Below are 11,846 nucleotides of genomic sequence, written 5' to 3' on the forward strand. Positions count from 1 at the left end.
CGTACCGTGTGGCAGGCGCTGACGCGGCCCGGGTTGCCGGGCGGGCACTCGCCGCTGGCGCGGCTGACCCCGCGCGAGCGGGAGGTGCTGGGGCTGGTCGCGCAGAGGCGGTCCAACGGCGCGATGGCCCGCGAGCTGGTGGTCACCGAGGCCGCCGTCGGCAAGCACATGGGCGGCATCCTCGCCAGGCTGGACCTGCCGCCAGCGGACGACGTGCACCGCGGGGTGCCGACCGTGCTCGCCTGCCTGAGAGGCTGACGCTACTTCAGGAGCTGAAGCCACCCGAGACGCTGACGCGCACCCGCGGTCACAGTGCCTTCGCGAAGCACCGGCTGTCCTGGTGGAAGCGGTAGTAGCCGAACTTCACGCAGGGCTCGTAGCCGCTGGACGTGTAGAGGGCGATGGCCTCCGGCTGCTTGGTGCCGGTCTCCAGGACCATGCGGGTGCGGCCGGCCGCGCGGGCGTCGGCCTCCAGGGCGGCCAGCATGCGGCGGGCGAGGCCCAGGCCGCGTGCCTGCCCGATCACGTACATGCGCTTGAGTTCGGCGTCGCCGTCCTCGTTGCCCTCGCCGTTGGCGTTCTGGGCGCGCCAGCCGCCGGTGGCGACGGGGTCGTCGTTGTCGTTGTACGCGATCAGGTAGACGCCGTTCGGGGGTTCGAAGTCCGACGGGTCCAGGGCCGTGGCGTCGCCGCCGTCGCCGTAGCGCTCGTGGTACTCCGCCTGGACCTGGTCGTTCAGCTTGACGGCGTCGGGGTGGTTGAAGGGAACGGTACGTATATTCATGCCGAAAATCGTATACCTACTCGCGTGGGGTCATCCGGACTCCGTCCAGTGTGCCGGTATCGTGCCGGAGTGCTCACTGTGACCTCAGCAAATGTCAACGGACTGCGGGCCGCCGCGAAGAAGGGCTTCGTGGAGTGGCTCGCCGGGACCTCCGCCGATGTGCTCTGCCTCCAGGAGGTGCGAGCCGAGCCGCAGCAGCTGCCGGAGCACGTCCGTGCCCCCGAGGGCTGGCACGTCGTGCACGCGCCGGCCGCCGCCAAGGGGCGCGCGGGCGTCTCCCTCTACACCCGCCGCGAGCCGGACCGCGTCCAGGTCGGCTTCGGGTCGGCCGAGTTCGACGGGAGCGGCCGGTACGTCGAGGCCGACCTCCCCGGTGTCACGGTCGCGAGCCTGTACCTGCCCTCCGGCGAGGTCGGCACCGAGCGGCAGGACGAGAAGGTCCGCTTCATGGACGAGTTCCTCACCTACCTGAAGGACCTGCGCACGCGGGCCGCCGCCGACGGGCGCGAGGTCGTCGTCTGCGGCGACTGGAACATCGCCCACCAGCCGGCCGACCTCAAGAACTGGCGCGGCAACCAGAAGAGCTCCGGGTTCCTGCCGGAGGAGCGCGCCTGGCTGAGCCGGGTCTTCGACGCGGAGGACGGGGCGTACGTCGACGTCGTACGGGCCCTGCATCCGGACGTGGAGGGGCCGTACTCGTGGTGGTCGTACCGGGGGCGGGCGTTCGACAACGATTCAGGCTGGAGGATCGACCTGGCTGTGGCGACTCCCGCGCTCGCGGCCCGGGCGGTCAAGGCCGTGGTGGAGCGCGCTGCCAGCCACGAGGAGCGGTGGTCGGACCATGCACCGGTGACAGTGGTCTTCGAGATGTGAACGGATCGAGGGAAGGGGGCGGGAACGCTGAGTGCTTCCCTCGTCCGTCCGACGGGTCCTAGTGGCTCTGTCGCGCTTCGAGCGGGTTGCCGAGTGCGAAAGTCAAGCGTGAGACATCCGGTCCCGTCGACCGGGCGGGACCACCGCCGCAGCGGCCTTTGGCGACGGCGACACGAACGCCGCATTGGAGGAGACGCTCCCGGGAAACGGGGGCGTCCGTCGTGGTGGCATCGTGGTAACGGTTCACCGTGTACTCCTCGAGCCAGTCTGATCGCATTGCCGCAGGAGCCGCGCATACCGCACCGCGCGCGGTTGCGCGGCACGCGTAGTCGCCGTACGGGTAATCCTTGCGCGCGGCGAAGTACATGCGCCCGCCACAGCCTGAACAGTGTGCGATGCCGGTGAGCAGCGCGGTCGTCCGGCTCCTCGGGGCGCGCGTGCCGTTGGAGCGTGCCAGCAGGGTGTCCTGCAATGTGCGGAACTCCGCCTCGGACAGCAGGGGCGGCCCGATGAGGACGGGGGCGCCGCACGCATCGCGGACGGTCTTCCCTCCATGCGTCCGGTGGCCCATCAGTGACGGGCTGCGCAGCACCTTGGACAGAGTCCCCGAAGTCCAGCGGAACCGCGCGAAGTCACGTCCATGGCGACGGCCACCTGTCGAGCGTCCTTGGAGCTGCGCGTGTCGGTCGCGAGGCACGGGCTCGCCTGATTCGTTCAGTTTGCGTGCGATGGCGATCAGTGACTGGCCCGCATGCACGTCTTCGACGATCGTGCGTACGAGGGCAGCGGAAACGGGATCGGGCGCCAGACACCAGCCACTGCCCGAAGGGTGCGGTGCCTTCCGGTAGCCGAAGGGGACGAGTCCGCCTCCGTAGCGACCCGCCGCGCGCAGTGCCTCGTGACTGCTGCTCAGCCGGGAGGAGATGGTATGAGCCTCTTGCTCGGCGTTGTAGGCCAGTTCCATGCACCGCCGGATGGCGGACCCGTCCGCCTGTGGCGTCACCATGAGCGGGTGGTCAGCTTCCGGCATTGCGAAGATGAGCGTCCGGGTGTTCTGTCGACCCCAGGCGATCAACTCGGTCATATGTGCCACGGACCGTACGGCACGGTCCACGTGTGACCACACGATTGCCTCGTACTCGTGGGGGCGACGCAGCCATGATGACAACGAAGGCCTGTCGAACGGGGACGTCCTGCGGGCGGAGACTCCGAGATCCGAGGCTTCGGCGACCAGGGTGAAACCGAGCCGCTCGGCTGAGAACCGGATGGCTGAACGCTGGCGTCCCGGCGAAGTGGTCCCACTGGTGAGGCAACTGAGGCGCAGGGCGGCAAGGGCCCTGGGCCGTTCGGCACACGGCAGGCGGGACGGGGTGGGCAGAGCCGGGCGGGGGCTACGCTGGGGCACGTCGACGCTTCCTTTGCGGTGTCGGCCATACCCCGGGGCTGGTAGGACAGCCGCCGGGGCCTTTTCGATCACACTCTCGGAGTGTGAACGCGGTTCTGTCGGCTGTTGCCCGCAATGTGCCTCAAATGAGTGAACGTCCGCGGAAAGCGAGACGGTTGAGGAATCTTGGTGCTGGCGTGTGCTCTGAGGTTCTAGGGCCGTTTCTGCAGTCGCCGGTCCATCGCCATCGACAGCTCCGCCTCCACGACGCTCTTCGCCAGGGGGCGGAGCCGTTGCAGGTCCTCCGGTGTGCGGCCCTGGTCGAGCACCAGGTCGGTGAAGAGTGCGGCGAGGGCGTCGGTGTGTTCGCGCACCCGGCGGCCCGCGCTGAGGACGTCGGCGAGGGGGATGCCCTCGCGGACCAGCGCGGCCGTGACGTCGAGGAGGCGGCGGCTGATGTGGACGATCTCGCCGCCGTCGGTGCCGAGGTAGCCGAGTTCGAGGGAGGCGGCGAAGTTCTCCGGGGTGGCCTGGTCGCCGAAGTAGTCGGCGAGGGCCTCGGGGGTGAGCCGGACCGGTGTCTCCTCGGTCGGCGCGCCCAGCCCCAGCAGCTCGCCGACGTTGCGCCCGTGGTCGAAGGCCTCGGCCAGTTCCGCGATGCCGTTGAGGGTGTGGCCGCGCTCCAGCAGCGCCGAGATCGTGCGCAGGCGGGCCAGGTGGGTCTCGTCGTACCAGGCGATACGGCCCTCCCGGCGGGGTGGGTGGATGAGTTTGCGCTCGCGGTAGAAGCGCAGGGTGCGCAGCGTGATGCCGGCCCGCTCGGCCAGTTCCTCCATGCGGTACTCGCGTTTCTCCGGCTGTTCCGCCTGTTCTGCCTTCTCCGCCACGCCCGCACCCTACGTCGTACCAGCGGTAACTTTCCTGAGTCCGCCCCCTACCCATGAGTACGGAGCTGCTCTACGCTCCGATTGCGCCAGTGTTCACTGGCGTGGTCGCATGGTCGTATGGAAGGGCACGGGATGACCGAACACGAGCATGTGCGGGTCGCGGTGATCGGGTCCGGGTTCGGGGGGCTGGGGGCCGCGGTGCGGCTGCGGCGCGAGGGCGTCACCGACTTCGTCGTCCTGGAGCGCGCCGACAGCGTGGGCGGGACCTGGCGGGACAACAGCTACCCGGGGTGCGCCTGCGACGTACCGTCCCATCTGTACTCGTTCTCCTTCGCGCCGAACGCCGACTGGCCGCGCACCTTCTCCGGGCAGGAGCACATCCGCGCCTACCTCGAGAACGTCGCGGACGTCTTCCGGCTCCGGTCGCACATCCGCTTCAACTCCGAGGTCAAGATGATGACTTGGGACGCGGAACGGCTGCGGTGGGACATCGAGACCACCGGCGGTTCCTACTCCGCCGACCTCGTCGTCTCCGCCACCGGGCCGCTGTCCGACCCCAAGATCCCGGACATCCCGGGGCTCGACTCCTTCCCCGGCAAGGTCTTCCACTCCGCCCGCTGGGACCACGACCACGACCTGCGCGGCAAGCGCGTCGCCGTGGTCGGCACCGGCGCCTCCGCGATCCAGATCGTGCCGTCGATCCAGCCCGAGGTGGAGCGCCTCACCCTCTTCCAGCGCACCCCGCCCTGGGTGATGCCCCGCGTCGACCGCCCCATCAGCGCCGCCGAACGCGCCCTGCACCGCGCGCTGCCCTTCACCACCCAGGCCCGCCGCGGACTCCTGTGGGGGCTGCGGGAGTTGCAGGTCCAGGCGTTCACCAAACGTCCCAACGAGCTGGGAATGATCGAGCAGTTGGCCAAGCGGAACATGGCCCGCTCCATCAAGGACCCGGCCCTGCGCGCCCGACTCACCCCCGACTACCGCATCGGCTGCAAGCGCATCCTGCTCTCCAGCGCCTACTATCCCGCCCTCGCCCGGCCCAACGTCGACGTCGTGACAAGCGGGTTGAGCGAGATCCGGGGTTCGACGGTCGTCGCCGCCGACGGGACCACGGCCGAGGTCGACGCGATCGTCTTCGGCACCGGCTTCCACGTCACGGACATGCCGATCGCCGACCGGGTCGTCGGCGTGGACGGGCGCACGCTGGCCGAGGCCTGGCAGGGCGGAATGCAGGCCCTGCGCGGCGCCTCCGCCGCCGGCTTCCCCAACTGGATGACCGTCATCGGGCCCAACACCGGCCTCGGGAACTCCTCCATGATCCTGATGATCGAGTCCCAGCTGAACTATCTCGCCGACTACGTACGGCAGTTGGACGTACTGGGCGGCCGGGTCGCCCTCGACGCCCGGCCCGGCGCGGTCGACGCCTGGAACCGGCGTGTGCAGGAACGGATGAAGCGGACCGTGTGGAACACCGGCGGCTGCACCAGTTGGTACCTCGACGCGAGTGGCCGCAACACCACCATCTGGCCCGGTACGACGACCGAGTTCAGGCGCGCGACCCGGCGCGTGGATCTCGCGGAGTACGAGGTCGTGCGGGCGCAGGCCGAGAAGAAGGCCGAGGTCGGCGCATGAGTCGTCTTCTGCACGTCGCGTCGGGGCCCTACGCCCCGCCCGTCCCCGCCCGCGAACTCACCGTCACGTCGGCCGACGGCTCCCGGCTGCACGTCGAGGTGCACGGACCCGAGGACGCGCCCGCCGTCGTCCTCGCGCACGGCTGGACCTGCTCGACGGCCTTCTGGGCCGCCCAGACAAGGGACTTGGCGGTCGACCACCGCGTCATCGCCTACGACCAACGCGGCCACGGACGCAGCCCGGTGGCCGTCGCGCACAGTACCGACGCGCTCGCCGACGACCTGGAAGCCGTACTGGAGAAGACGCTCGCGCCCGGCGAGAAGGCCGTGGTCGCCGGGCACTCCATGGGCGGGATGGCCGTGCTGGCGGCTGCCGGGCGGGCGGGGTTCCGGGAGCACGCGGTGGCCGTTCTGCTGTGCAGTACGGGGAGTTCGCGGCTGGTCGACGAGTCGCTCGTGCTGCCGTTGCGGGCCGGGCGGACGCGGACCTGGCTGACCCGGAAGGTCCTCGGCACACGGGCGCCGCTCGGGCCGGTCACGCCGGCCGCGCGGCGGATCCTCAAGTACGCGACGATGGGCCCCGGTTCGGCACCGCACATGGTCGAGGCGTGCGCGCGGATCGTGCACGCGTGTCCGAGGGCCGTGCGGTACGCGTGGTCGCGGGTTCTTGATTCCCTCGATCTCGACCACGGCGTACGGGAGTTGGCGGTGCCCACCGCCGTCGTCGTCGGTACGGCGGACCGGATGACACCGCCGGTGCACGCGCGGGCACTCGCCGCCGCGCTGCCGCAGTGCGTCGGGATCACCGAGTTGGCCGGGCTCGGGCACATGACGCCCGTCGAGGCGCCGGAGCTGGTCAGCGCGAGGATCCGCGAACTGGCCGCCACCTACATGGAGTTCGACCCGATCGACCAGGTCAAGGAGGGCGCATGAGCGGCAAGGTGAACCTGGAGGGCCAGGTCGCGGTCGTGACCGGGGCCGCGCGGGGCGTCGGCGAACTGCTCGCCCGCAAGCTCTCCGCACGCGGTGCGAAGGTGGCGCTGGTCGGGCTGGAGCCGGACGCGCTCAAGCAGGTCTCCGAGCGGCTGCACACCGACAGCGACCACTGGTACGCCGACGTGACGGACCACGAGGCGATGGCTCGGGTGGCGGCCGAGGTCAAGGAGCGGTTCGGGAAGGTCGACATCGTCGTCGCCAACGCGGGTGTCGCCAACGGCGGCCCGTTCCTCGACTCCGACCCGGTCGCGTGGCGGCGGGTGATCGAGGTGAACCTGATCGGGTCCGCCGTGACCGCGCGGGCGTTTCTGCCCGTGCTGATGGAGAGCCGCGGGTATCTGCTCCAGATCGCCTCGCTGGCCGCGATCACGCCCGCGCCGATGATGACCGCGTACTGCGCGTCCAAGGCCGGCGTCGAGGCGTACGCGCACAGTCTGCGCGCGGAGGTCGGTTACAAGGGTGTGCGGGTCGGCGTCGGGTATCTGTCGTGGACCGACACGGACATGGTGCGCGGGGCCGATCAGGACGAGGTCATGCGGGAGTTGCGGCAGCGGTTGCCGTGGCCGTCGAACAAGACGTATCCGCTGGGGCCGGCCGTGGACCGGATCGTCGCCGGGATCGAGCGGCGGTCGAGTCATGTGTACGGGCAGTGGTGGTTGCGGGGGATGCAGGGGGTGCGGGGGTATCTGCCGGGGGTCATCGGGACGGTGGGGCAGCGGGAGATGCGGCGCTTTGGTTCTCGGCTGGAGGGGATGCGGTCGGGGCTTGTCGGGGCGGGTGGGGCGGCCGACGAAGCCGCGCGTGCTACGGAGGGTGACTGATCGAGATGCGGGGGGTGACCGGGCGTGTGAATCTGGTCGAGGCCCGGTCAAGGGCCATTTCCCCCCACTACGGGAGTGAACCCACATGGGTATGAAGGACCAGTTCCAGGACAAGGCGAAGGACCTCGCGGACAAGGCCAAGGACAAGATGGGCCAGGGTCAGGACGAGGCGTCCGAGCGGGGTGCTCAGCGGGACGAGGTGTCTGAGCGCGTCCAGCGTGAAGAGGACCGGATGGATCAGGACTACGACGTTTAGTCGCTGTCTGGTTGCGTGGGGCGCCCTGTGTTTTGGGGCGCCCCACGTTTCGTTGTGGGGTGCGGGTTCGGTGGGGGCCGGTCGCGCCCACGCGGCGGAGCCGCAAACAGATACAGCCCCGCGCCCCTAAGTAAATCGCCCCACCGTGTCTCAAGAACGTGGCGGCAACTTCGGTCTGCTGCGGTCCGGGACGTCCGAATAGTTGGGCGGGGTTGCCGCCGGGTGGAGGGCCAGTAGGTCCAGGGCCAGCCTGATGGCGTCGTCCAGTTGGGCGTGTCTGCCCTCCGCCCAGTCCAAGGGAGTGCGGAGGATCTCCAAGTCCGGGGTTACGCCCCTGTTTTCCACCGACCAGCCGTACGCGTCGAACCAGGCCGCGTTCATGGGGACCGTGATGACCGTGCCGTCGCCGAGTTGGTGGCGGCCGGTCATGCCTACCACTCCGCCCCAGGTGCGTTGGCCCACGACCGGGCCGAGTCTGAGGAGTTTGAAGGCGGCCGTGATCATGTCGCCGTCCGACGACGTTGCCTCGTCCGCCAACGCGACTACCGGGCCCCTGGGGGCGTTTGAGGCGTACGACACCGGCTGGGCGTTGCGGGTGAGGTCCCAGCCGAGGATCGTGCGGGTGAGTTTCTCCACGACCAGTTCGCTGATGTGGCCGCCGGCGTTGCCGCGTACGTCGACGATGAGGGCGGGGCGGGAGACTTCGAGGCGCAGGTCGCGGTTGAACTGGGCCCAGCCGGAGCCGCCCATGTCGGGGATGTGCAGGTAGCCGCAGTGGCCGCCGCTCAACTCCCGTACGACCGCCCGGCGTTTGGCCACCCAGTCCTGGTAGCGCAGGGGGCGTTCGTCGATGAGGGGGACCACTGCTACTCGGCGTGCGCGGCCTTCGCCTTCCGCCGGGGTGAAGGTCAGTTCCACCGTCGTGCCGCCCGCTCCTGCCAACAGGGGGTAGGGGCCGGTGAGTTGGTCGACCGGGCGGCCGTCCACGTGGGTCAGGATCGCGCCCTCGCGGATGCCCGTGCCGGCCAGCGGGGAGCGGGCCTTGGAGTCGGACGACTCGCCGGGGAGGATGCGGGCGACCGTCCAACCGCCCTCCCTGCGGACGAAGTTGGCGCCCAGCAGGCCCTGGCGGCGCTGGTAGTGGGGCGGGCCCTCGTTGCGCCGGGACGGGGTGACGTAGGCGTGGGAGGTGCCCAGTTCGCCGAGGACTTCGCGGAGGAGGTCGGCGAAGTCGTCGGGGGAGGCTACTTGTTCCACCAGGGGGCGGTACTGGTCCAGGACTCCGTTCCAGTCGATGCCGCACATCTGCGGGTCCCAGTAGTACGCGCGGATCAGGCGGCCGGCCTCCTCGTAGGACTGGCGCCACTCGGCGGGCGGGTCGACCTCGTGGAGGATGCGGCGGAGGTCGATCCAGACCGTCGAGTCGCTGTCGCCGGACTCCGTGGAGGGGACCGCCCGCAGGTCGTCCTCGTCGACCACGACGAGGCGTGAGCCGTCGCCGCTCACCGCGAACCAGTCGAGGTGGTCCACGAGTTCGGACTTCTTCGCCTTGGTGATGTTGAAGTACTCGAGGGTCGGCCGGCCACTGGTGTCGTCCGGATTCGCGAAGGTCTCGCCGAGCGCGCCCGAGATCGGCCAGCGCAGCCAGACCAGTCCGCCGCCCGAAACCGGGTACAGCGCCGAGTACTTGGAGGCCGAGACCGGGAACGGGGTGACCCTGCTCTCCAGCCCTTCCACCTCCACCGTCACCGCGCCGTCCGCGCTCTCGTCCTCCGCCGGGTCCAGGCCCCCGGCGGCCGGGCGGCCCTCCGGGTTCAGGGCGAAGGGGGAGGGGGTGGCCGAGGAGAGGGGGACGAGGTAGGGGCGGCAGCCGAGCGGGAAGGACAGGTCGCCGGTGTGGACGTCGTAGACCGGGTCGAAGCCGCGCCAGGAGAGGAAGGCGAGGTAGCGGCCGTCCCTGGTGAAGACCGGGTTCTCGTCCTCGAAGCGGCCGTTGGTGACGTCGACGATCAGACGGTCCTTGATCCGGGCCATCTTGATCTGGCGCAGGCTGCGGCCGATGCCCGGGTGGGACCAGGTCAGCCAGGTGCCGTCGGGGGAGAAGGCGAGGTCGCGGACCGGCCCGTTGAGCGAGCAGATGAGCTCCGTGACCTCCCCGTTGGAGTCCTCGGTCGCGTCAAGCAGGAGAAGCCGTCCGTCGTGCGCGGCGATCGCGAGGCGCTCGCCCGCAGTGTCCGACACCAGTTCCAGTACGCGGCCCACCTCGCCGGAGGCGAGTCGGCGGGGCTCGCGGTCGCCGGTGGCGCGGGGCAGGTAGGCGATCTCGATCGCGTCCTCGCCGTCCGCGTCCGTGACGTAGGCGAGTCGGCCGCCGGAGCCCAGCATCTCGGGGAGGCGGACCCGTACGCCCGGGGTGTCGGTGATGGTGCGGGCCGGGCCGTCGCGATGGGTGAGCCAGTACAGGCTGCCGCGGACGACGACGGCGCTCGCCCGGCCCGTCTCGTCGACCGAGATGCCGTCGACGTGCTGGGCGGCGGGGACCTGGTAGGTACGGCGGCCGGCGCGCGGGCCGCTCAGGTGCACGTCGAGCTTGCGCGGGAGCGAGGCCGCCGACAGGTCGTCGACGATCCACAGGTCGCCGGCGCACTGGTACACGACCCGGGTGCCGTCGCTCGCCGCGTGCCGGGCGTAGAAGGCGTCGTGGTCGGTGTGGCGCCGGAGGCCGGAGCCGTCGTAGGAACAGGAGTAGAGGTTGCCGATGCCCTCGTGGTCGGAGAGGAAGGCGATGCGGCCGTCGACGAACATCGGGGAGTGCAGATGGCCTTCGAGGTCGGCGAGGAGGCGCCGGCCGTGCAGCCAGAGGCGGCCCATGGCGCCGCCGCGGTAGCGCTTCCAGGCGGCCGGTTCGTGGGGCGGGGTGCCGGTCAGGAGCAGGGTCCGGCGTTCGCCGTCGAGGTCGGCGAGCTGGATGTCGGAGACCGGGCCCCAGGGGAGCCGGCCGCCGGGGCCGCCGTCCGTGGGGATCTTGTGGGCCCAGGTGAAATAGGAGAACGGCTCCCCGTGGGAGGCCACGGCCAGGATGTCGCCCTCGGGCGTCCAGCCGCAGACCTGGGTGTCGGCGCTGCCCCAGTAGGTGAGTCTGCGGCCGGGTCCGCCGTCGACCGGGACGAGGTGGATCTCCGGGACCAGGCTCCGCCAGGTCGTGTACGCGAGGTGGCGGCCGTCGGGCGAGAAGCGGGGGTGGCCGACCTTGGCGCGGTCGACGGTGAGGCGCCAGGCGCGGCCCCTGCCGTCGAGAGGGGCCAGCCAGAGGTCGTCCTCGGCGACAAAGCTCAGCAGGTCTCCGTTGAGGTGCGGCAGGCGCAGATAGCTCACGTCCCTATGCTTTTCCGGGGGACGGACTGGAGCAACTTGTGAAAAATCACCGGCGATGCCCGGCTGGTGACTCGACCGGTGATTCGGCCGGTGACCCAGCACACGTACGAAACGGTTTCGTTTCGTAGAGGGGTGCGCTACATTCGTCATGTACGAAACCGTGTCGTTCGGAGCTGGAAGGTGAGTCGCATGACTGAAGTCGCAACGGCGCGTCGCAGTCGCATCACACCCGAGCGCGAGGCCGAGCTGTACGAGGCCGTGCTCGACCTGCTCCGCGAAGTCGGCTACGACGCCCTCACCATGGACGCCGTGGCCGCCCGCACCCGCTCCAGCAAGGCGACCCTCTACCGCCAGTGGGGCGGCAAGGCCGAGCTGGTGGCCAAAGCGGTGCGGCACAACAAGCCGGGCGCGTCGGCCTCCGCGGTCGACACCGGGTCGCTCCAGGGCGACCTGCACGCCCTGACGATGCGGTCGGACGACTGCGAGATGGAGCAGAACTCCGCGCTCATGCGGGGCCTGGCCATGGCGATGCACGGCAACCCGGACCTCCTCAGGGCGTTCCGGGAACACCTGGTCGAGCCCGAGATGGCGGAGTTCAAGAAGATGCTCCAGCGGGCCATCGACCGGGGTGAGATCCGTGCCGACAACCCGGCGATCGAGTACATCGTGCACATGATGATCGGCGGGTTCGCCGCCCGCACCATGATCGACGAGCAGCCGCCCACCCAGGCGTTCCTGCTGTCGTACATCGACGCCGTGGTGCTCCCCGCACTGGGCGCACCCACCACCTGACCGACCCGCCCCACGCAGCACAGCACGCCCACCTGACGTAACCGCTC

10 protein-coding genes and 1 pseudogene are annotated in these 11,846 nt (G+C 70.2%); 7 read left to right on the forward strand and 4 right to left on the reverse strand.

Going from position 1 to position 11,846, the window contains the following annotated elements; translation table 11 throughout:
- Positions 1-48 precede the first annotated feature (48 nt).
- Positions 49-258 (forward strand): annotated as a pseudogene (locus ACIQBL_RS00575) (response regulator transcription factor); the annotation flags it as partial.
- A 49-nt stretch (positions 259-307) separates the two neighbouring features.
- Here the strand turns inward: ACIQBL_RS00575 and ACIQBL_RS00580 are convergent.
- Positions 308-784 (reverse strand): GNAT family N-acetyltransferase, encoded by a 477-nt coding sequence (locus tag ACIQBL_RS00580; protein WP_401935295.1) that lies wholly within the window; start codon positions 782-784, stop codon positions 308-310.
- 48 nt (positions 785-832) lie between these two features.
- Between ACIQBL_RS00580 and ACIQBL_RS00585 the strand changes: the two genes are divergently transcribed.
- On the forward strand, positions 833-1,657 hold the full coding sequence (locus ACIQBL_RS00585; protein ID WP_401935297.1) for an exodeoxyribonuclease III: 825 nt from the start codon (positions 833-835) through the stop codon (positions 1,655-1,657).
- Positions 1,658-1,715: 58 nt separating this feature from the next.
- On the opposite strand, the gene ACIQBL_RS00590 is transcribed toward ACIQBL_RS00585, so the two are convergent.
- The gene (locus ACIQBL_RS00590) at positions 1,716-3,134 is read right to left on the reverse strand and encodes a recombinase family protein (protein ID WP_401935299.1); all 1,419 of its coding nucleotides are present in this window, start codon (positions 3,132-3,134) and stop codon (positions 1,716-1,718) included.
- A 119-nt stretch (positions 3,135-3,253) separates the two neighbouring features.
- Positions 3,254-3,877 carry a MerR family transcriptional regulator gene (locus ACIQBL_RS00595; RefSeq protein ID WP_401936951.1) on the reverse strand — a complete coding sequence of 208 codons (624 nt, stop codon included), beginning with the start codon at positions 3,875-3,877 and terminating at the stop codon, positions 3,254-3,256.
- A gap of 183 nt (positions 3,878-4,060) precedes the next feature.
- Here ACIQBL_RS00595 and ACIQBL_RS00600 point away from each other — a divergent pair, with 183 nt between their 5' ends.
- The 4 genes from ACIQBL_RS00600 (at position 4,061) to ACIQBL_RS00615 (ending at position 7,632) form a co-directional block, all read left to right on the forward strand.
- Positions 4,061-5,560, forward strand: coding sequence for a flavin-containing monooxygenase (locus ACIQBL_RS00600; RefSeq protein WP_401935300.1), 1,500 nt, complete (start codon positions 4,061-4,063; stop codon positions 5,558-5,560).
- Entirely contained in the window at positions 5,557-6,492 is a 936-nt protein-coding gene (locus ACIQBL_RS00605; RefSeq protein WP_401935302.1) for an alpha/beta fold hydrolase, read from the forward strand. The genes ACIQBL_RS00600 and ACIQBL_RS00605 overlap by 4 nt, the downstream gene beginning before the upstream one ends.
- Complete coding sequence (locus ACIQBL_RS00610; RefSeq protein ID WP_401935304.1) at positions 6,489-7,376, forward strand: SDR family oxidoreductase; 888 nt, start codon at positions 6,489-6,491, stop codon at positions 7,374-7,376. The genes ACIQBL_RS00605 and ACIQBL_RS00610 overlap by 4 nt, the downstream gene beginning before the upstream one ends.
- Before the next feature lie 85 nt (positions 7,377-7,461).
- Complete coding sequence (locus tag ACIQBL_RS00615) at positions 7,462-7,632, forward strand: hypothetical protein (protein WP_401935305.1); 171 nt, start codon at positions 7,462-7,464, stop codon at positions 7,630-7,632.
- Positions 7,633-7,782: 150 nt separating this feature from the next.
- Here the strand turns inward: ACIQBL_RS00615 and ACIQBL_RS00620 are convergent, their stop codons facing one another.
- A complete protein-coding gene (locus ACIQBL_RS00620; protein WP_401935307.1) occupies positions 7,783-11,007 on the reverse strand; it encodes a S41 family peptidase in 3,225 nt (1,074 codons plus the stop codon).
- Between the two features lie 189 nt (positions 11,008-11,196).
- Here ACIQBL_RS00620 and ACIQBL_RS00625 point away from each other — a divergent pair, with 189 nt between their 5' ends.
- A complete protein-coding gene (locus tag ACIQBL_RS00625; protein WP_401935309.1) occupies positions 11,197-11,799 on the forward strand; it encodes a TetR/AcrR family transcriptional regulator in 603 nt (200 codons plus the stop codon).
- The last annotated feature ends 47 nt before the right edge of the window (positions 11,800-11,846 follow it).

Origin of the sequence: Streptomyces sp. NPDC088350, assembly GCF_044753545.1 — a bacterium.
GTDB lineage: Bacteria > Actinomycetota > Actinomycetes > Streptomycetales > Streptomycetaceae > Streptomyces.